Source organism: Pseudomonas fluorescens, assembly GCF_000968015.1.
Taxonomy (GTDB): Bacteria; Pseudomonadota; Gammaproteobacteria; order Pseudomonadales; family Pseudomonadaceae; genus Aquipseudomonas; species Aquipseudomonas fluorescens_W.
In genome coordinates this window covers 1-24,356 of record NZ_LACH01000069.1, presented here as the reverse complement: position 1 = coordinate 24,356, position 24,356 = coordinate 1, and the positions used below count along the sequence as shown (strand labels likewise).

General features: G+C 57.2%; 12 protein-coding genes and 3 pseudogenes. 6 read left to right on the top strand and 9 right to left on the bottom strand.

Translation table 11 applies throughout. The annotated features are described in order from the left end of the window. Positions 1-84: 84 nt before the first annotated feature. From VD17_RS26795 to VD17_RS26785, 3 genes are read left to right on the top strand one after another with little or no spacing between them, the layout of a single operon-like run. Positions 85-3,723: a Tc toxin subunit A gene (locus VD17_RS26795; RefSeq protein ID WP_046056467.1), complete on the top strand. Its 3,639-nt coding sequence runs from the start codon at positions 85-87 to the stop codon at positions 3,721-3,723. Between the two features lie 55 nt (positions 3,724-3,778). Further along, positions 3,779-7,855: a neuraminidase-like domain-containing protein gene (locus tag VD17_RS26790; protein WP_046056466.1), complete on the top strand. Its 4,077-nt coding sequence runs from the start codon at positions 3,779-3,781 to the stop codon at positions 7,853-7,855. Beyond that, positions 7,848-11,885 (top strand): hypothetical protein, encoded by a 4,038-nt coding sequence (locus VD17_RS26785; RefSeq protein WP_046056465.1) that lies wholly within the window; start codon positions 7,848-7,850, stop codon positions 11,883-11,885. Before VD17_RS26790 ends, VD17_RS26785 begins: the two co-directional genes overlap by 8 nt. 8 nt (positions 11,886-11,893) lie before the next feature. On the opposite strand, the gene VD17_RS26780 is transcribed toward VD17_RS26785, so the two are convergent. From VD17_RS26780 to VD17_RS26770, 3 genes and pseudogenes are all read right to left on the bottom strand, one after another. Then, on the bottom strand, positions 11,894-13,225 hold the full coding sequence (locus tag VD17_RS26780; protein WP_046056464.1) for a DUF58 domain-containing protein: 1,332 nt from the start codon (positions 13,223-13,225) through the stop codon (positions 11,894-11,896). Further along, the gene (locus tag VD17_RS26775) at positions 13,222-14,223 is read right to left on the bottom strand and encodes an AAA family ATPase (protein ID WP_046056463.1); all 1,002 of its coding nucleotides are present in this window, start codon (positions 14,221-14,223) and stop codon (positions 13,222-13,224) included. The genes VD17_RS26780 and VD17_RS26775 overlap by 4 nt, the downstream gene beginning before the upstream one ends. Before the next feature lie 558 nt (positions 14,224-14,781). Continuing rightward, a pseudogene (locus VD17_RS26770) lies at positions 14,782-16,211 on the bottom strand (IS1182 family transposase). A 128-nt stretch (positions 16,212-16,339) separates the two neighbouring features. On the opposite strand from VD17_RS26770, the pseudogene VD17_RS32765 reads away from it, so the two are divergent. After that, a pseudogene (locus VD17_RS32765) lies at positions 16,340-16,714 on the top strand (c-type cytochrome); the annotation flags it as partial. Between the two features lie 186 nt (positions 16,715-16,900). On the opposite strand, the gene VD17_RS26765 reads toward VD17_RS32765, so the two are convergent. The 4 genes from VD17_RS26765 to VD17_RS26750 are packed head-to-tail and all read right to left on the bottom strand — an operon-like array spanning position 16,901 to position 19,955. Beyond that, positions 16,901-17,665: an ABC transporter ATP-binding protein gene (locus VD17_RS26765; protein WP_046056462.1), complete on the bottom strand. Its 765-nt coding sequence runs from the start codon at positions 17,663-17,665 to the stop codon at positions 16,901-16,903. 16 nt (positions 17,666-17,681) lie between these two features. Next, entirely contained in the window at positions 17,682-18,392 is a 711-nt protein-coding gene (locus VD17_RS26760) for an ABC transporter permease (RefSeq protein WP_046056461.1), read from the bottom strand. Next, positions 18,389-19,117, bottom strand: coding sequence for an ABC transporter permease (locus VD17_RS26755; protein ID WP_046056460.1), 729 nt, complete (start codon positions 19,115-19,117; stop codon positions 18,389-18,391). The genes VD17_RS26760 and VD17_RS26755 overlap by 4 nt, the downstream gene beginning before the upstream one ends. A gap of 55 nt (positions 19,118-19,172) precedes the next feature. Beyond that, complete coding sequence (locus VD17_RS26750) at positions 19,173-19,955, bottom strand: transporter substrate-binding domain-containing protein (RefSeq protein WP_046056459.1); 783 nt, start codon at positions 19,953-19,955, stop codon at positions 19,173-19,175. A gap of 802 nt (positions 19,956-20,757) precedes the next feature. On the opposite strand from VD17_RS26750, the pseudogene VD17_RS26745 reads away from it, so the two are divergent. Then, positions 20,758-21,888: pseudogene (locus VD17_RS26745) on the top strand (nucleoid-associated protein). A 2-nt stretch (positions 21,889-21,890) separates the two neighbouring features. Continuing rightward, a complete protein-coding gene (locus VD17_RS26740; RefSeq protein ID WP_046056458.1) occupies positions 21,891-23,153 on the top strand; it encodes a hypothetical protein in 1,263 nt (420 codons plus the stop codon). A gap of 123 nt (positions 23,154-23,276) precedes the next feature. On the opposite strand, the gene VD17_RS26735 is transcribed toward VD17_RS26740, so the two are convergent. Beyond that, positions 23,277-23,609, bottom strand: a complete 333-nt coding sequence (locus VD17_RS26735) for a DUF2790 domain-containing protein (protein ID WP_046056457.1) — start codon at positions 23,607-23,609, stop codon at positions 23,277-23,279. 74 nt (positions 23,610-23,683) lie between these two features. Then, positions 23,684-23,899, bottom strand: coding sequence for a DUF6957 family protein (locus tag VD17_RS33215; protein ID WP_440130585.1), 216 nt, complete (start codon positions 23,897-23,899; stop codon positions 23,684-23,686). Positions 23,900-24,356: the final 457 nt, after the last annotated feature.

The following is a 24,356-nucleotide window of genomic DNA, read 5'->3' as shown; positions in this document are numbered from 1 at the left end:
GGCGCCAAATCTCTTCAATCGAACGCACGGCCTGACCGGTTTTTCAGGCCGTTCAGGGACGTTATCGACTCAAGGAACCTGACCATGACTGACTCTCGCCCTGCCTTGCAGCTGCTGAATCAAGTATTCAGTGAACAACAACTCACACAGTACGCCGACCTCGGGACCTACCTGAGGGAAGGCGGGTCGATCTTTTCGCTGGTGGAAAAGGGCGTTCAAGGGCTGGTGATGGACTACGGCATTAGCCCCGATGATGCGCGCCAGTTTTTGCGCCGGGCCAACAGCATGGCCATCTACGTGCGGCGCCAGTTTATCGAGCACAGCTTGCGCAGTGATAAAGCAGAGGGGGCCGGGCCGCGCAGCGGTTTGTTGTCGATGGTTAACGGGCCCAGTTTTGAGCGTCTGTTCAGCCCCAGGTTCGACAGCCTGTGCCCCCCGGATGCTCTGGAGTCTCTCGCCTCGCCAGTGGCGTATCTGATCGAGCTGTTGCGGTGGATCGAGAAGCGCATCGAGTCCCTGCCAAACACCGGTAACAAGTTGCCGCTGCATGGCCGCCGCCAAGACCTGAAGCCGCTGGCCGTCGACTTCAACGCGGTACATCGATCAGTGTCCTCGGTCGACATCATCGTTCCGGTGCTTGAAACATTCATCAAAAAATACGGGGAAGACAAGGGGAACAGGGATGAAGCGGATCTTGAGCAGGCAATGATCGATGCGCGATATCCAAACGGGCTCCCGTACTACCAGCACTGGGTCACCCTGGATGCGGTCACCCGTCACCATGGCCTGTCGGTGGGCAATTTTGCGCACATGGTGGATATCTCCTTTCCCTATTTTTTGCAGGATCAGGCCTGGGACAACGATGCGGCTCGGGCCCTGGCCCACACGTCGCGGCTGGGACCGTATCAACGACAATTGCTGACGGAAAATCCTCCGGCATTTGCAGATCGGGAGGGATTCTATGCACGGAATTTCGGTGCCGATGGGGTGACTTGGCAGAACCTCAGTCAGGTTCCATTCTTCGGTGAGCGAACCAAACTCGACACTCCGGGGCTCGAGGCGCTGCTGTCGGTTCGCAGCTTCGCGCCTGTGCGCTCGGCCAATGTGACGTACCAGGAATCGGCGCCTGATTTGCCGGAAAGCGGGCGCTCCGGTTCGGTTTACCTCAATGCCAATACCCTCCCTGCCGTCAGTATTACGGGCAGTGGAGAGGGGCCTGCGTTTCTGCATCGGTTGACAGCGAATCCCAACGATTCCACTGGTTTTGACCGATACGACCGGATGAACCGCAAGTTGCGCCTGGATCAGTGGCTGGAGCTGCCCAGCGAGCAGGTGGATGCGCTATTGGTGGCAGCCATCAGGGCTGAAGTGCGCGGTGGTGCGTCGGCCGCTGCATGGCGGATCACGGAAAGAGTCGTGCACGCATTGGGCCTGTTTCAGTCACTGCGCGAGCGCTATGGGTGCACGGCGCAAGACTTTGCCGTGTTTATCGACGAGTTGTCGATTTACGGTCGTGGTGAAGCGCTCTCGCAATTCGATCAAGTCTTCAATGGGCAGGGCAATTATCGTCAAGCCTTGCTGCTCAATGGCGGCGAGTTCCCGGTGCTGCCGACACAGGGCGTGCCCGACTTGACGGTCATCCAGATATGCAGCGCTTTGGCGATCGATCTGCAGACCTACAGTTATCTGGCCCTGGCGATTGCCGGAGCACAGGGTGTCGCGGGCAACAATCTGCAGCGTAACGCGGCGACCCTGTCCAGTTTTTACCGTCTGGTGAAGCTGCCGCGCCTGTTGGGCATCACGCCGGTCGAAGGCGTCCTGATGCTCACAGTGTTGGGTGGGAAGTCTTGGCTCGATGGCCTGGCGGGGGCTCCCCTGATCAGTCGGTTCCCATTAAATACGGCCATCGTCAATACACCGGATGCGTTGAACCTCATCTATGCGATGCATTCCTGCGCGGGATGGTGTGCAGATCGCAACATTCCGGTGCTCTGGATGCTGCAGCAAGTCTCGGAGCCACAGGCTCTGGCCGCCGCCTCTGACAATGAACGCCAGTTGTTTGAACAGGTGCGCAACCTGTTGTCTGGTGCACTGTTCACCAACGCAGCGTTGTTGACGGCCGGTGTGCCAGCGCTGCCGGGTGCCAGCTGGCTGGACCTGCTGACGGCGCTCGTCGATCCCGACGGCTTGGTCATGCCCCCAGCGGGAACGGAGGCCGTGTATCTGGCCTTTGCACGCGTAGCGCTTGATCAAGCGGTGAGGGATGGCCTGGGTGAAAGCAATGCAAGCGTGCGTGCTGGCATCGTCGAAAAAATGCTCACCGTGCTCTTGCAGGCCCGAGAGACTCAGGTGTCGGTGGTCAAGGAGTGTCTGGCGGTGTATACGGGCGTCAACGCCGAGCAGGCATTATTGGTTCTGGCCTGGGCCAATGCCACGGTGTACCGGCTGTTGCGTCAGGTGCTCGAGCGTACGGGACTGGATCTTGACGAGTCTGTGAGGGGGCGCGACGAACAACCTGATCCATTGCTCACGCTGTTGGCCGACGTGCGCCGCCGCAGTGCGGTGGTGACGAAACTGGAGCTCGGGGCCGAGCTGTTGCAGGATTATCTGGATTATGGCCATAAGGCCTGGGTGGACCAGGACGACAAACACGCGTTCACGGTCAGGACGCTTTATAACTTGACGTCACTCACCCGGGCGTTCGAGCTGAGCAAGCAACCCGCGCAGAAACTGCTCGCTTATTTGAGCGAGGTCAACGCACTGCCTTCCCCGCTGAGCGAGCACGCAACGCGTCTGGCTCAACAAGCGGCATCGATCCGGCTGGCCGAGTTTTTCGACTGGAGCGTTCAGGAGGTGCGCGAGTGCGTCGGCCGCATCGATCCGAACCTCAAAATCCTGAAAAACCTGACCCAGCTGGATCTACTGATGCGCGTTCGGGTGCTGGCCAAGCACACCGGCATGGATGCCTTGACGATCTTCCTGATCGGCACATTGCCGGAAACGGTAAACAAAACGGCATACAACGCGGCTGCGGAGCATGCTTTGCTGAGCCTGTCCGAAACCCCTGCGCCTGAGCTTGCCTTCTCCGAGGATCTGAAACAGATCGTCACCATGGCCTGTACTGTCGACAAGACCGACGTGGTTGCCAACACGGAGGGAGAAATCACCTTCACCGTGACCCTCAAAGACATCGACGGGCAACCGCTGAGCGGCGTCAACGTTTACTGGAGCGCCGCCCTGGGCAGTATTTCCACCGACGCAACACAGCCTAATGGCACGGTCGAGGCGCAGTTCATACCCGGCAAGGTCATGGGGACGGACACCCCGCTGTACTGGCTGGATCTGTTTGAGCCGAAGTACGCACCCACCATCAACGTCGTTGCAGACCACCTTACCTTGCAATTTCCGTCACCGCTCAAGGCGCGGGTGCCGTTAGGGCCTGTAGCGTTCGGCGAGGAAATCGAACTCTACGCCACGCTGATGGATAGCCACCAAAACCTTGGGAAAAACAGCCTCGTGAGATGGTCTTCCAGGTCAGAGGTGTCCGGAGCTTTGCTGACTATTCGTCCGGCGCAGGCCTACACGAACCAGGAGGGACTGACGCGCGTGTTCGTCTCCAGCGCCACCGGTGGAACGTTCGTGATCAGTGTCACGAGCGAGGGCGGTGAGGCGGTCGAGCATTTTGAAGCCATCACCTTTGATGGCCAAGAGGCTGACCTGTGAACGGCGTCGATGGCTGGTTGTGTTTCCCCGATTTACACCTTCAGGAGGAAGGATCATGGCACTGAACAATATGGCTGGGTTGCTCGAAAAACGCCGTAACGCGTTGGTCGAGTATTGCATCGGGCAAGTTGGCAAAGGACCCGATCCGCAGCTCGGCTTCCTGAGAACGCCAGCGGATTTGTTCGAACTGCTGCGCATGGATCCGCTGGACAGCTACCCGGTTCAGAGTTCCTGGGTCGCCGAAGCAACGAGTTGCGCCCAGCAGTTCATTCATGCCGCGTACCGCAAGCTCGAACCGGGCTATGGGTCGATCGAATTCAACAAGCGGGATCTGGCCACTTGGGAGCTTTACAGCAATTACCCGGATTGGGCAGCGCTGCAGCTGATTGCGCTTTACCCGGAAAACTTCATCAACCCCTTTGTGCGGCAGCGCAAGACCAGCCTGTTCAAAACCCTTGAAAACAACCTGAACCAGACCCGCTTGAACAGCGACTCCGTTCAAGCCGCCCTGCGGGACTATCTGCAAACGTTCGAGCAGACCTGCAATCTGGACGTGATCAGCAGCTACATGGACGGTGGATCGCCCACGCGTGCCGATTATTACTTTGTCGGTCGTCAGCGCGTGCCGCCCTTCCAGTACTTCTGGCGCAAGGCTGAGGTGGAGCTCTCGACAGACGATATCGCCATCAATCCGGCAGCATGGAGCGAGTGGCAGCCGGTGGACATTCCCACCGGTGCGAGGGTGTTGGACATGCGTCCGGTGTTCTGGAACGGGCGGCTGTGCCTGGTGTGGGCCGAGTGGCGCGAAAGGGTGGAGGGGCACCAGCCTGACGAGTTTTTGCCGCACAAGCTGGACATCAGCGTGGCCTTCATGACGCAGAATGGCCAATGGTCGGCACCGTTGAGCCTGCACAGTTCCGAGCCACTCAATGACCTTGCTGAGGGAACACGGCTGATTGCGACCGTGTGGGCCGATCATCACAACCCTAAAGGCAAGCTGGGGGTCTTGTTGACTGACGGTAAGTCTGGTGCCGATTCCCTCAATGTCTATGCCGTGCGTGATGTGCTGTTCCGTCCGTTGACCGACGATGATGGTGGTTGGCTCAAGGCTGCGGCACAGCATCGCTTTATCACCGCCGAGACGGTTCAGCACCCGATGATGAATCAGCCGACAATCGTCGTCACTCAGGAGGTTGCGAACACCCTGGAGTCCTACCTGGATCTGCAGGCTGTCGCGTTTCGCGACGGTAATGACGATGTGCTTGTTGTTCAGGGCTTCTTGCGGCCCACACCCGTTGCCGGCAACGCTGACTTTGAATTGACGTTCACGGGCAAAACTCCCCCGGACCCGGCTCCAATCAATATCAACAAGCCGAATGCCGGTGGCTGGGGAACCGAATGGCAGGTTTTCAGACGAGCAAAAGGGACGTGGAACAATCCGAGCTTTACCTTTGGTTCCGCTACGGGGGGACGTAAAAAATTTGAATTGACGATCGTCAACGTTACGGACTTCGTCCCGCCTGTGCTGCTGAAAAACACCCTCAATGCGGCGCAGTTTCTCGATCTGAAAAAGTCAGACCTGGCGCTCAAATTCGTCCGTCTGAACTCACTGTTCGGCCCGGAACTGGTACAGCGCTCGAATATTTCCGTCGATGCCGTACTCGATTGGGACACACAATTTCTGCCGGAACCGCCCCCGGCATCAGATCTGTTCAACGAGCCGAACGGTGCGTTCAACGGCGCCAACGGGTTGTTTTTCTGGGAGCTGTTTTTCCATTTGCCTCATCTGGTCGCGACACGTCTACGGGCGGAGGATCGTTACCTGGAGGCGCAAAAATGGCTGCATTACCTGTTTGATCCGCAGGCGCCGGCGGATCCTGAGCAACCATCACGTACGAATCCAAAACCCCTGTATTGGCGCTGTCGGCCACTGAACGTCGAAGGCAATGTGGGCTGTGAAACCCGAGCCCCGACCGATCCGGACGCCATTGGCTATTCCGCGCCTTATCACTTCAAGGTTCTGGTGTTCACGGATTACGTCAAGAATCTGGTGGCCTGGGGGGACTGGTACTACCGCCAACTCACCCGTGACAGCCTGGTGGCGGCAAAGCTGTGCTACGTCCAGGCTGAGTTCCTGATGGGCCAACCACCGTTGGTGCGAACGGCCAACCGTTGGCAAACAGAGACGGTGGACAGTCTGTTAAACCGGAGCGCTTCGCGACCAGCGCTTGAGCAGTTTGAACAAACCCTCACGTACAGTCTGACGGACTTTCCCGCCGCCGCCGAGGCGCCTCCCGAGCTCGGGCTACTGGCAAACGAACCCTTCACCTGCCCGATCAATGAACAGTTGCTCGCGCTGTACGACTTGCCGGGCCAGCGCCTGCATAACCTGCGCAACAACCTGACACTGGATGGCAAACCGCTGGATATACCGCTCTTCAGCCCGCCCACGGATCCCAATCAATTGTTGCGTGATCTCGCCTCTGGAGGTGTTGGCGGGCCAAGACCGATGGGCGGGCGACTGGTGGTCGGTGCCTTCCGTTGGCGCGTGACGTTCGAGGTCGCGTTGCGTGCAGTGCAGGTCCTGCAGGAGTACGGCAATCAAGTACTGCGCTTGCTTGAGCAACGGGATCGCGCCGAACAGGAAGAAATGCAGCAAAACCATCTGGTGGAGCTTGGAACCTACGCCAAGACCGTACAGGAACAAACCATCGCCCAACTGCAAGCGAACGTGAACGCCCTGGCGCAAAGCCGGGCAGTCGCGCAGGAACGGGCTGATGCCTATGCACAACGCTATGGCGAGAATGTGTCGGCGGTTGAGTACGAGGTCATGGAAAATCTGTATCTGTCAAAACAATTGTCGTTGGCGGCCTCAAGCATCAAACCCGCCGGCGCGGTGCTTGCCTCTATGCCCAACATTTTTGGTTTTTCGAATGGTGGGCATCGTCTCGAGAAAACTGTCGATGCGGTTGTCTTCGGATTGGGCGTCGCCTCGTCGGTGGTGCAAATGGACGCAGACAAACAGGCCGCCACTGAAGGTTACCGCCGTCGACGCAATGAATGGGAACTGCAACGTGATCAGGCGTTGGCGGAAGTCCGTGCAATCGATGAGCAAGTCACCGCACAGACCTGCGCCGTGCAAGCGGCTCAAACCAGCCTGGAGCAAACCCTCAGGGCCAACAGTCAGTCGTTGACGGTTTACAACTTCCTCAAAAAGCGTGCGACCAATGCCGAACTGTTCGGCTGGTTGCTCGGCCAGTTCAAGGCGTTGCACTACCAGGCGTACGATGCGGTCGTCAGTTTGTGTCTCAGCGCCCAGGCCTCGCTGAGCGCCGAAACCGGCGATTACGACTCTCAGACTCCGTTGCCCCAAGTCTGGCTGGACAACCGCCACGGCCTGACAGCAGGCGAGCACCTGCGCGGGCATTTGCTGCGCATGGAGCGTGAGTATCTGCAACGGCATGAGCGACGGCTGGAATTGGTCAAAACCGTTTCGCTTCGGCAATTGTTCGAGGACACGATCGATCCGCAGCCGGGTTTTACCACCTGGCAGGAGGCATTGGAGCGGTTGACGGATAAAGGAACACTGGAGTTCAGGCTCACGCAGTTGCTTTTTGACCGTGACCATCCGGGGCATTACTGCCGGCAAATCAGCTCGGTCGAGGTCGATCTGCCGGTGCTGACCGGGCCTTTCCAGGATGTGCGGGCCACGTTGCTCCAGATCGGCAGCATGATCGCGACCAAGGCATCGACCCCGTCGGTGAGGTATTTGCACAAACCGGACGGCGCCGTGGCCCCTGCCGACGTGCAAATCAACCTGCGCAGCGGTCAGCAAATAGCTTTGTCGGTGGGGCTGGCCGACAACGGCATGACCGCGATGAAACCTGATGAAGGCTTGCTCAACCCCTTTGAAAATACCGGGGGAGTATCTCGCTGGAAGTTGAACTTTCCATGGCCGAAAAAAGAGCCACAGCTCGCCATGCTGCTCTCTTTGACGGACATCATCGTGCGCATCCGTTACACGGCCAAAGCCGGGGAGCCGACGTTCACTCGAGCCGTGGAAGACCTGGTGACCCGAGCCGAGATGCCAGCCCAGAGCTTTAACGTCGAAGGAGCAAGCCGTCGTGGGTAAACCGATTATTCTGGCCAATGAGAGTCTGGTGCTCGATGGCGAATTCGAGAAGGCATTCAGTCATTGGAAAAAGGGCCCGGTCAATCAGGACTGGCTGGGTACGGCGATGGAAATCTATGAGGGTGTACTGATTCGTTTTCTGAAGGCCGGCAATGAGTCTTCGGTCAGTCAGTCATTGACGGTTCCAAAAGATCCGGGTGCTCAAGCTCGCTATGCCCTCAGTTTCCTGTGCGAGATGCGGCATAGCGAAGCGGGCAGGATGGTTGTCAGTATCGATGGGCAGTCAGAGGCACTGGAAATCCCGTTGCTGCCGGGTAAACCCCGGGATCCGGAGGAAGATCAAGCGCGTCTGAAGAGTGGTCAGCCGCTGGTGTTCAAGCCGATCCCGTACAAAGTCGACCTGGAGCTGCCGTTCCACGGTCAAGACACCATCACCGTCAGCGTGTTCAGCCCGCCCAACAAACTTGGCGACTACCTCTCGCAGGTCTGCATCACCCGAATCAAGCTTCAGTTGCATCTGGAACCGGCGCAGATGCAACCGCTGATGCTTGACGAAGAACTGGTGCCACCGTCGGGGACTTTGCACTTATGCCTGGGGGCCTCCGCGAGCCTTGCTCACCGGCTGAAATTCAGGCTTGCGCCAGACAACGCCTGGCTGGGCACCAAGGCCGCGTTGACCAGCAACGACAACCCGCAAGAGGCGATTGTCACATCGCCTGGCTGGGGCGTTGATCATCCGCTTGAGGATCAATGGCTGCTCGATTGCCCGTGGATCGGAGATGAGGAACCCTACCTCTTTTCGATGAACCTGCTTAACCAGTACACCGCCGAACCTTACCCGATCGCGGTGTCGCTGGGGCATCACCGCTTGATGTTTCGTGATGTGCAGGAAGCGGCTTACTACCCGATCCTGGGGCAAAGCGTTTGCCTGGGGGTTCGAGTGGCGTCGTATTACACCGGTCAGTTTCTCAGCGGACGGACGGTGAGCTGGACGGTCACCGCAACGGGCGTCAAAAGTGCTGCCGTCACCAATACCGATGGCTGGGCATACTTTCCTTTTGGGCCGACGGATGAGGGTGAATACGACATTCAGGCCTCGGTCGACAGCCCGTATTACGCCACTGGCGTCGTGACTCAAACGCTGACAGTGCGGGTTTTAGCGACCGATCCGTGGAAGGAGGTCTTGGCTGTTGTAGAGGAGCAGGGGGCGCCTTGGGAGGAAAGGATCGGCTATCCCAATCGGGGTTCAACCTATCAGGTTCACGTGAAACTCCCCGCGGTACTGTCGGGAACGGATGTGTGTCTGCACTGGAGCGGCGATTCTGCTGAACAATTGGGGGTTACCGTCAATCCGGCGCTTGAAACGCCGGTGCCGGTCGACGGCTCCGACGTTCTCTGGACGCTGACGAATGAGGACTGTCTTGACGGTCGGTTCGAGCTGTCGCTGGTCTGCTCGAAGTTGTTGCTGGCATCGCCGAAAAAACGCATGTCACTGGCGCGTAATCTGGTGAAGATCGGAGAGGTGCGAGAGGCCAACAAGTTTCCGGTGAAGGATGAACAGGAAAGTGTGCTGCTGAGGGTGCAGGTGTTGCATGTCGTGGCTAGCGGCGACGGTGGTCCCGTCATCAATGCACTGGTTGACTGGGAGACGCCCGGGGGCAACATCCCGACCCGCTCGGGAGCCGGTGGCTGGGCCAGTTTGCTGTATACGCCTGAACGCGATGGGCCTCACGTCATCACTGCCAAAGTCAGAGCTCACACAGAGGCGGTGCCAATTGAACAGCCTTTCAATGTGACGCCACTGGCGACCAGTCCATGGAAGAGCGAGGTCAAGATCCTGCTCGATAACGTCGAGGTTGATCGGGTCGCGCTTGGGGTGCTCTGTTGGCGTGGACAGACACATACCTTGAAGGTCGAGCCACTGTCCGGCAGCAGTTTGATCAACAAAAACATGACGTTGAACTGGCGCGGTGCGCCGCCGGCAATCGGGCTGGTGCCGAGTGATATCGGAACGCCCAGACCACTGCCTGCGGGCGGCCTGGAGTGGACGCTCGACTCTGAGGCCGATACCAGCCTCAGCGGTTTGTTCGAACTGAAATTGACCAGCGAGGGCTTGTCAGTTGATCGGGAACTGTTCGGGCGTTTGATATCCCCTGATCTGACTCAGGAAGTGGCTCTGGTGCTGGACCAAACACCGGCTGCACTGGGCAATCAACCGTTGTATCCATGTTTGGGCGCGTTGCACCGCTTCATCGTCTTGCCCAATGCTCTCAGCCCTCTGGTAGGCCTTTCGGCGCGGCTGTTGTGGTCGGGAACATCGGCCGAGCAACTCGGTGCCAAAGTCGAACCTTTACTTGATCAGCTGCAGGCAATCGGTGACGGCGGCGCCCGCTGGACGTTGGACTTTACCGCCAGTGAAAAGCCTGGCCAATTTGCCCTGGCGTTGGTACTGCCGCAGCTGGATTTCGTTGCCACAGCCAAGCCGATGACGCTGGCGCATAACAAAGTCAGGATAGAGACGTTTCGTGAATCGCCTGTGGACCCGGTCGTCGGACAAGACCCCGCCTGGCAGTGGGTTCGGGTGTTCTCTCATTTCACCGGGAATGCCGTGGATCAGGTGCCGGTGACATGGACGACATCGGGGAGCTCAAGTGAGGTGAAAACCGATGCCGATGGCTGGTCCGGTTTTGCTTATGCACCCGCAACCGGTAATTCGGAGCATCGGGTGGAGGCGTTGGTGGTGAGCCCTTACGACGGTTATCAAGAGCAACACGCCATGACGGTCACTGCGCTAGCGAGTGATCCGTGGGAAGGGCTGAGGGTCAGTTTTGACAAGCAACCCTTCCAGCCGTGGGGCGAAAAAACCTACTTCCCGCGTCGCAAGGGGGAGCATTCTGTCGATCTGGAGGCCGCCAGTAACAGTCCCTTGTTTGGACATCCCTTGACACTAGGAATGACCGGCACCGGACCTGCCGAACTGGGTATCAGGTTTTTGTCGCAAGGGCTTGGCGTGCCCCGGTCATTCTACGACGTGGGATTGCAGTACCTGTTCAACGTTGGCGATTTGAAGGACGGCAGTTTTGCGTTGCGCCTGTCGTCTGAGCGACTGGCGAGCCTGTCGCCGGCGAACGCGATGTCGTTGGGTGAGGGCTCGCAAGTGGTGAAAATCGCCGAGCGTCAGCGGGTCAACCAGACGCTGCTGTGGGGCGCGCAGGTGTCGGAACAGATTACCGTTGTCTCAAGCATAACCGGCAAACCGATGTCGGGCCTGACCGTGACCTGGCGCAGCCCTGATCTTGGCGTAATCACATCGATCACCAATTTTTACGGGGTGGCGAAGATCCGTTTCATGCCAGCCACACCGGGCGCGTTTGAACTGACGGCGTCGGTCGGGGATGCGCTGAACTCGGATTCGGTTTCGTTGCCGTTTTACCTGAGTGAACCTCGTCAGATAAAACAGTTGGTCAGCGATGATCCGCCCGGTTTTCCGGGGCAAGAAATGACCGCCCGGGTTTTGGTGGTTTCAGCCAACACGGATGAGCCATTGGCGAATGTCGAGGTGATGTGGGAATACGACAACACGTCCTTGGCGCCAACACTGACCGATGCGGATGGAAAGGCCACGGTTCGCTTCACCCTGGGGGCCTCAGGTGAGACTTTGTTGTGGGCATCGGTGAAAGGGGGCGTGGCTGGATGGGATACGAAATCGCTGGTATTGACCGTTCTTGAAGCGAATCACGCGGCTGTCGAGTCCGTTGTCGCGTCGGTGAATCCGGTTCCGGTGAGCACGTTTGTCACGATGACTGCGCAGATAGTGGACAGGGAAACCCGTCAGCCAATGTCAGACAGGCGCATTCTGGTTTCCAATAATGGCGCGCCATTCATCGATGCCACTACCGATCGCAACGGACAATACCTGCACTATTGGAGGCCGATGTACACATCGGATGTCGTGTCCCTGGCCGTCAAGGTCGAGAATTCTGATGGTTCCTCAGACATTGGCGCCGTACATGTCACGGTAGTGAACTGATTGAAAAATCAAAACGCGGCGCTTCTTTTCCAGCTCAGATATTGCGTCACCAGTTCGGCCCCCAACTCTGAGGGCCGAGCATCTACAACGGGAACTCCATGAGCACTCAACCGCTCATGGAGTTCCGCCCGTTCATTCAAATATTCCACCGTCCCGCAATAGGCCAGCGCCTCCGACAAGGTTTGCACCGGCGTATGCCGCAGCGTGTCGAGGACGTCCTCACGCAGACTGGCCACCAGCACCCGATGCTGTTTGCTCAGTCGTCTGACGGCGGTCAGCAGTTCTTCGTCGTCTTCATCCCGCAGGTTGGTCACCAGCACCACCAACGCCCGGCGTTTTTGGCGGGCCAGTAACTCGTTGGCGGCGGCTTGGTAATCAGCGGGGCGTTGGGTGCTGTTGAGGTCGTAGACGGTATTGAGCAGGACCTTGAGTTGTTCAGTGCCTTTGACCGGGGCGAGGTAATGCGGCCGGTCGTTGGCGAAGGTGCTCAGGCCCACTGCGTCGCCTTGGCGCAGGGCGACGTAACTGAGTAGCAGACAGGCATTGAGCGCGTGGTCGAAGTGCGACAGCTCATCGTCCTGGCTGCGCATGCGCCGGCCGCAATCGAGCATGAAGATGATCTGCTGGTCGCGTTCGTCCTGGTATTCGCGGGCGATGGGCGTGCGTTGGCGGGCGGTGGCTTTCCAGTCGATCTGGCGCAGGCTGTCGCCTTCGCGGAATTCGCGCAGTTGATGAAACTCCAGGCCCAGGCCGCGTCGTTGGCGTTGGCGCACGCCGAGTTGGCTGAGCCAGTTGTCGACTGCCAGCAGTTGGCCGCCGTACAGGCGGGCGAAGTCCGGGTAGACGCGGGTGCTGTCGACCACATTGAGCAAGCGTTTGTCGGACCACAGCCCCAATGGGCTCGGCAGGTTGATTTCGCAGAACTCGAAACTGAAGTGCCCGCGCTTGAGAGGGCGCAATCGATAACCGATCTGGCTGTGCTGGCCAGGTTGCAGGTCGACCGACAGAGGAAGGTTTTCGAAGCTCAGGCCTTCCGGCACATGGTCGAAAATCTGTACGGTCAGTGGCTGAGCGAAGTCATGTTCGAGCTCCAGTCGCACTTCACCCCATCGACCGAGTGCAAGGCTGCCGGGCATTTGTCGATGGAGGCGGGGCGAGGGCAGTCGTTTGAGGCGGACGACGTCGAGTATTGCCAGGGCCAGCAGTGCCAGCAGCAGTCCCCAGTTGATCGACAACAGGCTCGATGGAACCGCGAATTCCAACGCTCGCAACGCGCCCAGCACGATGCCGATGGCCAGCAGCAATGCAAGCCAGATCAGCAGCAGGCGCGAGGGTTTCACAGGCGCGGCGCCGGCACTTGATCGAGCAGTTGCTTGAGTACTTGATCGACGTCCAGCCCTTCGATGTCCAGTTCCGGCGCAATCCGCACACGGTGACGCAACACCGCGAGGGCGCAGCCTTTGATGTCATCCGGAATCACAAACTCGCCGCCACGCAACAACGCTCGCGCCCGAGCGCAGCGCACCAGGGCAATGGAGGCCCGAGGCCCGGCACCGAGGATCAGGCCCGGCCAGTTGCGGGTAGTGCGGGCCAGGCGCACGGCATAGTCGAGGACTTGATCGTCCAGCGGCAAATCGCTGGCAATGCGTTGCAAGGCCAGCACGTCCTTGGCTTGCAACACCGTGCGCAGGGGTTGCACATCGAGCATGTCGGCCCGGGTCGAGCGACTGACCTGGCGGACCATGTTCAGCTCCTGATCGGCGTCGGGGTAGTCCATGCGCACCTTGAGCATGAAGCGATCAAGCTCGGCTTCCGGCAGCGGGTAAGTGCCTTCCTGTTCGATGGGGTTTTGTGTGGCGAGCACCATGAACGGTTGCACGATGGGCAGGGCGCGGCCTTCGAGGGTGACTTGTCGTTCTTGCATGGCTTCGAGCAGCGCGGCCTGGGTTTTCGCCGGGGCGCGGTTGATCTCGTCGGCCAGTAAAAGGTTGGTGAATAAAGGACCTTTGCGCAGTTTGAATTGCTCGGTCTGCATGTCGTACACCGCGTGCCCGGTGACGTCGCTGGGCATCAGGTCCGGGGTGAACTGGATACGTGCGAACTCGCCGCCGAAGCAGCGGGCGAGGGCGCGTACCAGCAACGTCTTGCCCAGCCCCGGCACGCCTTCGAGCAGCACGTGGCCGCCGGCGATCAGCGCGGTGAGGACGTCGTCGATCACGGTGTTCTGGCCGATCACGGCTTTCTGTAATTCGGTCCGTACCGCTTGGGCCAGTTGGCTGGCGCGTTGACGTTGCTGCGCCGCGTGGCTCAGTGTGCCGGGCTCGATCTGTTCACTCATGGATTCCGGAGCCTTGCTAACAGTTAAATGTGTTTTATCTTCCATAAATCAGTCACTTACCTAATCTAACTTTTTTTCACGTATTTTTTGCGCGTGGAACGAGTGAGCGACTACCAATCTGCTTCATTGCAATCCCATGGCACCCCTCATTTGAGCACTCGACAGAAATGGAGGTTAGTCCATGATGGTCAACGGTACGCGATTCAGGCTCGATGACGAAACTGAAGAAAATCCAGTTCGAGTGATCGAGCTTTCGTCCATGAACTCGACCTAGGTGCACTTAGGTTTGAAGGTGTTGCCTGCTTGTTACTGCGCTGCGATGAAGATCGCTAGGGAGGCCGGTGAAGCCCTTGAAAGCGTCCTCTGGTTTTGGAGCAACATCGAGGGGCTGCTTCTGGCCCAGAGTGTGTAAAAACGCTCATGGCCTGATCGTCTTGGGTCATTGACGTTCGTTAGTTGAGCGATCGCACGGTCAATGCTTCGAGTCGCATCGGTCGCGACCTGGAACACGTCAACGCTGTTTTTACAGTCTCTGGGATGGGCCAAAATCAGCCTCTTTTATGCCGACAGCGCCTTCATCAAACCGTTGGCACCGATGATTTTCATGACCCGTTTCAGGTTGTAGGCGAGCACATTCAGACTCATCTCCGCACTCACCCCGGCCAGCTTTCGCGTCAGGAAGTGCGTCGCACCCATCCATTGTTTGAGCGTCCCGAAGGGATGCTCATCCGTCCGTTTTCGGACTCGCATCATCTCCGGGGCTTTGCTCAGCCGAAGCTGCATTTCCTCCAATACGGCTTCATGCTCCCAGCGCCGAATTCGTCGTTCCGTGCTCGGTGTGCACTGCGATTTCAACGCGCAGTCCCGGCATTCCGAACTCCAGTAACGATGCAACTTCAGGCCTTTTTCAACGTAAGAATAGTGCCAGATCAGCGCCTCTCCAGCCGGGCAAATGTATTCGTTCTTTGCCGCGTCATAGACGAAGGCATCGTTATTGAAACGCCCGTCAGCCTTGGCTCCAGAGGTCATCGGCTTGGGTACATAGGCGGTGATGCCGGCATCGTGACAAGCCAGGATTTGTTCGCTTTTGAAATAACCTCGGTCCGCCACCACCGACAACGTTTCTGACGCTATCGCCTCGCGGGCCTGCTTGGCCATTGAACTGAGTTGATCGCGGTCGGAACCGACGTTGCTCACCTCATGTGCAACGATCAAATGGTGCTGAGTATCGACCGCTGTCTGCACGTTGTAGCCGACGATTCCTGCGCCCGCGTCATCATGGAACGGGCGTCTGGATCGGTCAGTGAGAACTGTTTATCCGGCGACTCATTGAGCTGGGTTTCGATAGCCTGAAGCTCCTTCATTTGAGTTTTGAGCTTGGCGATTTTCTCTTCCAGCCGCACGGCGCTGGGCTCGGAAGCTGTTGGTTCTTGCCGATCGGCAGCATCGAGTGCCGCCAGGTAACGATTGATACTCGATTCAATTTCTTCCATGCGCCGTTTCAGTTTGGCGCTGGTGAAATTGCGGTCGCGGTTGTTGACTGCTTTGAATTTACTGCCATCGATGGCGACCAGATGTTCTCCAAACAATCCCAACTGCTGACACAGCACAACGAACTGGCGACAGACGCCTCGGATGGCCTTGCTGTTGTCTTTTCGGAAGTTGGCGATGGTCTTGAAGTCCGGCATCAAACGCCCGGTCAACCACATCAGTTCGACGTTTCGCTGGGCTTCTCGCTCCAAACGTCGGCTCGATTGGATGCGGTTGAGGCAGCCGTAGATGTAGATCTTTAGCAAGATCGCGGGGTGGTAAGCAGGCCGGCCAGTATCGGCTGGAATGGCACCTTCAAAACCCAGATTGACCAGATCCAGTTCGTCGACAAAGACGTCGACTACGCGCACCGGATTGGAATCGCTGACGTAGTCGTCGAGGCTCTCGGGAAGTAAGGTGCCTTGGCCTCGATGTTCACCTTGGATAAAGCGCTTCATGGGCGATCCCTGCGATGAAATCCTCAGAAATCATAGCAAGTGTTCGCGAAGGCGTTTTTACACACTCTGGGCCGATTGTTGCCCATTGAGCAGAAGGATTCATAATAACCTCGCGGCACAAGCCTTGGCTTGGTGTCGGTGGAAACCCAGCAGCAGAGTTCTGGATCATCAAGCACGGTATCAAATCCACGGGCATGCCTGTCTGGGGTAAAAGCATGGCCGATCCCTATATCTGGGGAATGGTCGCCTTTCTTTAGCAGCTTCCTGGTATGGATGCTCAGGAATACAGAGCGCTAGCCGCGAGCAGCGGTGGCCAGCAGCATGGTGGTGTAACCAAGATGCATAACCATGAAGGTCAGGATGATGGGCAAAAAGAAGCGACATCTGGACATCGTCATGATGCAGGGGGCACTGAAGAGTTCACCGAAGCTGACGTTCACCGCGGTGACGCAAGCGGCGCCCATGCTCCCGGTGATGTGCTCAAAGCAATGCGGCGTAGGTAGATATCCTGGTTCCAGAGAGGGTGGCTGCTCAGACAGAGTTCCTTGTTTTGAAGCGAAGCGGTCCGATCTGTTGGCAGCGGCTCGTCAGCGGCTACGGCATCACTGATTGCCCAGGTTGGGCGTGGGCGTTTTGAGGGTTGAGCAAGCGCCTTCGAGCGACCCTGCGGTCGCTCGAAGGCGCTCCGGTTACTTCAGGTTGCCGCTGAGGAATTGCTGCAGGCGCTCGCTTTTGGGGTTGCCCAATACGTGCTCGGGCGCACCCTGCTCTTCGACCCGCCCCTGGTGCAGGAACAGCACCTGGTTCGACACTTTGCGCGCAAAGCTCATTTCGTGGGTCACCATGATCATGGTGCGGCCTTCTTCGGCCAGACCCTGGATCACCTTGAGCACTTCACCCACCAGTTCCGGGTCCAGGGCCGAAGTCGGCTCGTCGAACAGCATGATCTCCGGTTCCATGCTCAGGGCACGGGCAATGGCGACCCGTTGCTGCTGACCACCCGAGAGAAACGCGGGGTATTGATCTGCAACCCGTGCCGGCAAACCGACCTTGTCCAGGTAGCGCCGGGCGCGATCCTCTGCGTCCTTCTTGCTGACGCCCAGCACCCTGCGTGGGGCCATGGTGATGTTGTCGAGCACGGTCATGTGGCTCCACAGGTTGAAGTGCTGGAACACCATCGCCAGGCGAGTGCGGATGCGTTGCAATTCATTGGCGTCGGCCACGCGCATGCCGTGGCGGTCATGGACCATTTGAATCGGCTGGTTGTCCAGGCTCATGGCGCCGTCGTTGGGCGTTTCCAGGAAGTTGATGCAACGCAGAAAGGTGCTCTTGCCCGAACCACTGGCGCCAATCAAGCTGATCACATCGCCGGTATTGGCGTTTAGCGAAACGCCCTTGAGGACTTCATGGTTGCCGTAACTTTTGTGCAGGTTTTCAACGGTCAGTTTGTACATGAACAAGCATCCTGAATTAGTGAGCCGGGCCAAGGAAAGACAACCAACGGCGTTCAGCTAGGCGGAACAGGCCGACCAGGGAGAAAGTGACTGCCAGGTAGATCAGCGCAGCGATGCCGAACGACTGAAAGGTCAGGAAGGTTGCCGAGTTGGCGTCTCGCGCGACTTTCAGGATGTCCGGGATGGTCGCGGTGAAGGCCACGGTGGTCGAGTGCAGCATCAGAATCACTTCGTTGCTGTAGTAAGGCAGCGAGCGACGCAGGGCGGACGGCATGATCACGTAGGTGTACAGCTTCCAGCCCGTCAGGCCATAGGCCTTGGCCGCTTCGACTTCACCGTGGTTCATGCTGCGAATCGCCCCGGCGAAGATCTCCGTGGTGTAGGCGCAGGTGTTCAGGGCGAAGGCCAGGATCGTGCAGTTCATCGCATCGCGAAAGAACGCATCCAGTACTGGCTGAGCACGCACCGCGGCCAGGCTGTAAATGCCGGTGTAGCAAATCAGCAACTGGATATACAGCGGCGTACCGCGGAACAGGTAGGTATAGAACTGCACCGGCCAGCGCACCCAGATATTGGTCGAGACCCGGGCAATCGACAGCGGGATCGACATCACGAAACCGAAGAAGATCGAGGCACTGAGCAGCCAGAGGGTCATGGCCAGCCCGGTGATGTGATTGCCGTCCTGGAACAGGAAAGGTTTCCAGTATTCCTGCAGTAGCTCGATCATCGCACGGCCTCCCGGGTGCCTGCGGCGTAGAAGATTTCCATCCGGCGCAAGACGTAGTTCGAAGCGGTGGTTATCACCAGATAGATCAAGGCGGCCAGAATCAGGAAGAAGAACAGCTGATAAGAGCTCTTGCCCGCGTCCTGGGCCACCTTGACCAGATCGGCCAAGCCAATGATCGACACCAGCGCGGTGGCCTTGAGGATCACCATCCAGTTATTACTGATGCCCGGCAGGGCAAAACGCATCATTTGCGGGAACACCACTAAGCGAAAGCGCTGAGCGCGGGTCAGGCCGTAGGCGGTAGCCGCTTCCATCTGCCCTCGCGGTACGGCAAGGATGGCGCCACGGAAGGTTTCGGTGAAATAAGCCCCGTAGATGAAGCCCAGGGTAATGACCCCGGCGCTAAAGGGGTTGATTTCGATATAGTCCCAGCCCAGTGCTTCGGTCAGGCTGGTCAGCCAGGTTTGCAGGCTGTAGAAGATCAACAGCATCAGCACCAAGTCCGGCACCCCGCGGATCAGCGTGGTGTAGGCCTGCGCAGGGACGCGCAGCAGTGCCGATTTCGAAAGCTTGGCGCTGGCGCCGATCAGGCCCAGGCCAACGCTCACCAGCAAGCACAGAAAGGATAATTTGACAGTCATCCAGGAGCCTTGCAGCAACAGCGGGCCGAAACCCTTAAGGCTAAAGCCTGACAGCCCAAGAATCTGCAATAGGTTTTCTAGCATTGAGCAGCCCTACGTCAATCAAAAAAGTGCCCATCCGGAAATGGGCGCAGGGTCATTATTTGCCGCTGTAGAGATTCAGATCGCCAAAGTGCTTCTGCTGGACGGCCGCATAGGTGCCATTGTCGTGCAGTGCCTTGATACCTTTGTTCAGCAAGGCCTGCAGCTCGGCGTTGCCTTTGGTGAGACCCACGGCGGTTTTGGCTGGTAGCAGGGGGCTTTCGACCAGCTCGCTGACTTGGAAGTCAGCGCCTGGTGGCGACTTCAGGAAGCCCAGTTCGGCTTGCAGCATGTCCTGGATTGAGGCATCGAGGCGTCCGGAGATCAGATCAGCGTACACCTGGTCCTGGTTGGCGTAGGCCTGGGTCTCTACCCCGGCCTTGTCCAGCACGGCCTTGGCGTAGGCTTCCTGGATGGTGCCTTGCTCGTAGCCGACTTTCTTGCCCTTGAGGAGCGCCGGATCAGTGCCGATGGCCGCGCCTTTCTTGAATACCAGCGCGGTCGGGCCAGAGAACAGCTCGCTCGAAAAATCGATGACTTTCTCACGCGCTGGCGTGACGGTCATGGAAGAGATCACGCCATCGAACTTGTTGGCCTTGAGGCCGGGAATCATGCCGTCGAAGTCGCTTTCAACCCACTTGCACTTGACCTTCAGCTCAGCGCAGATCGCGTTGCCCAGGTCGATATCGAAGCCCGCCAGGCTGCCATCGGCGGCCTTGGATTCGAACGGCGCATAAGAGGGGTCGACGCCAAAGCGCAACTCCTTGTACTCCTTGGCCAGCGCAGAACCGGCAGCCACACACAAAGCCAATGCAGAAAGAGTGAGAAATGCTTTTTTCATTATTTTATTCCCAAGGACCATCGAAAACGCTTGTGCCGCAAGAGCGCGTGTACTGCGCGGCGAAATGTCTTATGCACACGCAGATACTTGTACAGACAAGAATATGCAATCACCCGGCCAATTCGCGGATTGGGCGTTTGAGAAAGCGCGTACAGCGCTCTGGGGTGGGCTTGACAGGCAGGTTAGCGCAGGGGGTGAGGCAGCCTGCGAGGCTGTTACCAAAGCAGGTTTTTACACCCGGCTGGGGTATGCGGTAACAAAGTGTGAGATTAAGGGCGCCGACTTTCCTGGCTCAATCCTTGATGCTCCAGCAGCATCGACGGTCAGAACGGCGGAGTGTCATCGTAGGCATTGAGTGGTCATGTGTACGACGAGTTCGACCCTGGGAACATGAAGCTGTATTGCAGGAAATGTAAAAAACGTTTTAGAGCAAATTTGACAGTCGGAATCGGAACGAAAATCGCGTTCCTACGTAAAATTTACGTCGGCTGACTAACCAATCGCCGACAGATTATGTAGGAACGCAGATAGGGCTCAGATTGAGTCAATGATAGCGGCCATCGTCTGTGACAATCCGAGATGGTGCTGGCCGCGCTTCAACGTTCCAACCCTCGTGTTGGCAAACGGCATAGATTATTATTCTGTATGCATGTACAGTTAATGGGTTCTTGCGGTCTTACTCATTGCCTAAGTGTTGAAGCCCTTAGGCGGTGTCACGTGTCGAGATAAGCCCTGAAGTTTGTTGGGTAAGGTGTTATTTTCAGTGATTCCATATTGATACTATCGGAACGGAATTCGACCTATGATCACACTGAAAACTGCCATTATTCACAGCTTCAAGAAGCTGGCCAAGACCAGCTTTATCTCCGAGGTGGTCAAGAAGGATGTGGCGCTCGATACTGAAAATCCCGCGTTGCATTTTCTGGTCAATGGCATCTACGGCCTCATCGGCAAAGAAGGCAACAGTGTGGTCTATGGCCAGTTTGCCAGTGATGACCGTCAAGGGCCGTTTCCAGAGCGTTTTACCGCGTTCGTAGAAGTACAAGATGATGAAACGCAATTTATCGACTTGACCCACTTGGCTATGGACCAACTGGTGGAGCAAGCCGGTAATCAAGTCTTGTCCAATGGTGGACACATCCTGTGTGCCCAGTACACCTCGGGCGCAACCGACTTTTTCCTGGTCGCCAGCATGAAGGAGCGCGGTGGTATTCAGCTGGACGAAAACTATGTGCCGAAGGAAATTCAGGAGGTCGATCTCAACAAGGTTCAGCAGGCTGCCAGGATCAACTTGGCTAGCTTCGTCGCCATAAAGGCTATGGCTGCTGCCGCTGCCTCGCCTGAGCAGGATGGGGATGACGCGGAAGAGGAAATAGATTCAACCTACCTGTGCTTCATCAGCCGCGGCCGTGATAGTCAGGCATCCGACTATTTCATTTCTGCACTGGGTTGTGCGAAAGGAGTGGCCTCCAGACGCGCTACCAAAAATGCCATCGATAACGTTGCCCGGTTTTTTCGCGACAAAAAACCGTTAAAAAGCTTTGGTTATTAGGCCAAAGAGGCGGTGATCAAATATCTGGAGGAGCAGTTGGCCGCAGGCAAGTCTGCGCGCCTGGACGCCATCTGCCACGTCGCCGTCGCACACATACCCGCTGATTTAGTGGATGAAATCGCTGGGCTGAAAGACTATTTGAATAGTGAGAAACACAAGGTGCCGGACGACTTTACGGTCAATGCGAAATCGCTGAAAGAGAAGACCCGGATCAAGGGGGACGCAGCTAACTGGTCGTTGCAATTCGAGCGTGGAGCGTTAGGTAAGGATCCGGCCGCAGACGTTTACTACGATGAGGGACGGAAGAGGTTGACCCTGTCCAATCTGACTGCCGAACTGGTTGATGTGATCGAGAAAGAATTGCTGGCAAGGGCTGGCTAAAAATGTTTTCCCATGTGGTAGCTCTCTACCGTGCCCTCGGAGTACCCGCCTTTGAGGATGGGGTCATCCGCTATGAGGGGAGGCCAACGCCCGACATTATCGGCGCGTTGCGAATGTGTGATGACCTGCCCGCAGCCTATGGCAAGTTCGAGCATTGCTCTGACGAAGCTGACTCTCTCGATATTGAGTTTCGCTTGCCATCGAACGAGGCGGGCCGGTTCTACGCGAACTTAGGCGAGTTTGTCGCTCGTAATGGCTCATTGGGCAAGGGCCAATTTCCGAGCAACGTGTACATTGTTGAGCTCCGTTGGGCGGATAGTGATGACACCGAACCTCCGGCGATTAAGGCGCTCAGGCGCGTCTGCCGGCTGATCGAGCTGCTTGCACTGCTAGCGATCGGCGTCGACAAAGACAGCAGCCCAGATGGTTATAACCTGTTTTTTGCCTTGCCTCCTGATGGGGCTAAGCCTCCGAGAACTTTTCTGTTGCCTACTCAGGTTGACGTCAAGGTTCTTGACTATGAGCTCAACCACCTGAGCTTGTTGGAAGAAATACTCAATCGAAAAAACGAAAACAAGGCGCACCTCTCCGAACGAAAATTAATGATTCGGATGGCGGTGGCGAGCGTCATCGAGAAGTTTGAGAGTGAGCCGAATCTGTTCTTGGTGATCGTGCGGGAGTGGCGGGAGGTCCTCGCCACGTACCGTGCGAATCTGCAAACCTACGTCTATAGCTTCTCGTTTGAGCGGGTCAGGCGCGAGGTGGCCCAGGCTGAAATCGACTATGGCACTAAGCTTAGTGGGGTGCTGGGCGACATCGCCGGCAAGATGCTCGCCCTGCCGATATCGTTGGCGGGTCTGGTCGTGCTGGAGAAAACAACCTCAAGATTCGAAGGTTTTATCCTTGTCCTTGGGCTGGCAGTGGTCTCTGTGGTTCTGCTTGCGATCCTTCACAATCAAATGCTGCAAACGGAGCGCCTGCTACACAGCTTCAATGTCATCTTCGATGATTTTAAGGACAAGATAAAAACCTATCCCCCAAAACTTCAGGGTCTGCTCAGGATCACCATCGACCAAGTCGACAAGCAGGGCCGAACGCTAACCAGGACCTTTCGCTTGCTGAAGGGGCTGTCCCTGCTGCCAATCGTCGGGGCCTTGCTGCTGGCCGCGATAAAATACTGGGACGGTTTCGTATGGCTATTGATGACCATCCTGTCGATCGTGTTTTCCGCGCTCAACGTAGCCCCTGACTTTCTCAGCCCGTAAAGGTTTGTGTAACACGTTCGCTGCCTCCTCTAGCTGTGCGCAAACGACTTATGCAACTGGAGCGAACCGTAAGCGTACCTAAAGACAAGATCGAATCAGCTGACGCAGACATGTGTCTTATAACTAGCTTCCATGCGGACAGTTGGTACCCATAACCTTGTACTCCAAAGTGTTGAGCTTGCCCGCCGAGTCTTCATAGGTCATGCGCGAAGGCGCCACACTGCAGGTTTTGTTGGCTTGAGTGACACTGACTACCTTCTGAATATCGAGGTTCATTCCGTATTCATAATGAACAACTTCAGGTGCAGTCTTTCCATTTCTCAAGGCGTATTGCTCCATCGCCTGTTGGTTCTCTTGCATCATTCGACCATAAACGCGGTCTCCACCTCCTTCAGCCATGGCCAAAGAAGACAAGGTCAAGATAGAAACGGCAAAAAATACTTTTAATGCTTTCATGATTTTCTCCTAGTGCTCACTTACTACTGACTAGAGGATAGCCAATAATGCCTTTCAGAAAGCTGCCGCGAATATTACTTATGTGTAAGGTCGCCTGGAGGAAAACGCTCACGACTGTCTTCAATGACACAAAGCGCATAAACGACGCTGGCCACGAGACCCAGGGTCGCAAGCGCTTTGGCCTGCTTGTCGGAAACGGAAACATCGATCAACGTCCAGTCAGCTACCAGGCAATACGCTTTGCCCGGAAAATGCGCCTCAACAAACGACACTGCTTCGGCATCACTCAGAACACTGCCAACTGTTTCCTTTACCAGCCAGCAAATCGATCAAGCCCGACATTTCCATACATTCCTCCGGGTCTGCCTCAGAGGAAATACACCTTCACTCTTGCAGTTAATCCGTGTCGAACAGGGTCTATTAGCCTCAAGCGTCGATCTCTATCAGCCCTGTTGTGACGCAGTACCGATAGAGTTCGGTCCCAGATTGAATATAAGGGTCGTCCCCTGCCCAACCAGAAAATCAGACCGCTGAATGATGTGGTGCAGGCAACCAGGGGCCGTGCAGTAATGGCGCAAGCAGTCGTGGACACGATCACTTCAGAGCCCGCTTCCTTGCGATCGTGTGGATTCAACAGCGAGGCGCCGACGGCGCATCAAGCGGTAAGCTGCCGGGATGACAAACAGAGACAGTAAGGGCGCGGTGACCATGCCGCCGACCATGGGTGCGGCGATGCGACTCATCACT

Excerpts from the sequence above, each read along its gene's own strand:
- VD17_RS26795 (WP_046056467.1), top strand. The coding sequence starts at position 85 with ATGACTGACTCTCGCCCTGCCTTGCAGCTGCTGAATCAAGTATTCAGT.
- VD17_RS26790 (WP_046056466.1), top strand. The coding sequence starts at position 3,779 with ATGGCACTGAACAATATGGCTGGGTTGCTCGAAAAACGCCGTAACGCG.
- VD17_RS26775 (WP_046056463.1), bottom strand. The coding sequence starts at position 14,223 with ATGAGTGAACAGATCGAGCCCGGCACACTGAGCCACGCGGCGCAGCAA.
- VD17_RS26765 (WP_046056462.1), bottom strand. The coding sequence starts at position 17,665 with ATGTACAAACTGACCGTTGAAAACCTGCACAAAAGTTACGGCAACCAT.
- VD17_RS26760 (WP_046056461.1), bottom strand. The coding sequence starts at position 18,392 with ATGATCGAGCTACTGCAGGAATACTGGAAACCTTTCCTGTTCCAGGAC.
- VD17_RS26755 (WP_046056460.1), bottom strand. The coding sequence starts at position 19,117 with ATGCTAGAAAACCTATTGCAGATTCTTGGGCTGTCAGGCTTTAGCCTT.
- VD17_RS26750 (WP_046056459.1), bottom strand. The coding sequence starts at position 19,955 with ATGAAAAAAGCATTTCTCACTCTTTCTGCATTGGCTTTGTGTGTGGCT.
- VD17_RS26740 (WP_046056458.1), top strand. The coding sequence starts at position 21,891 with ATGTTTTCCCATGTGGTAGCTCTCTACCGTGCCCTCGGAGTACCCGCC.
- VD17_RS26735 (WP_046056457.1), bottom strand. The coding sequence starts at position 23,609 with ATGAAAGCATTAAAAGTATTTTTTGCCGTTTCTATCTTGACCTTGTCT.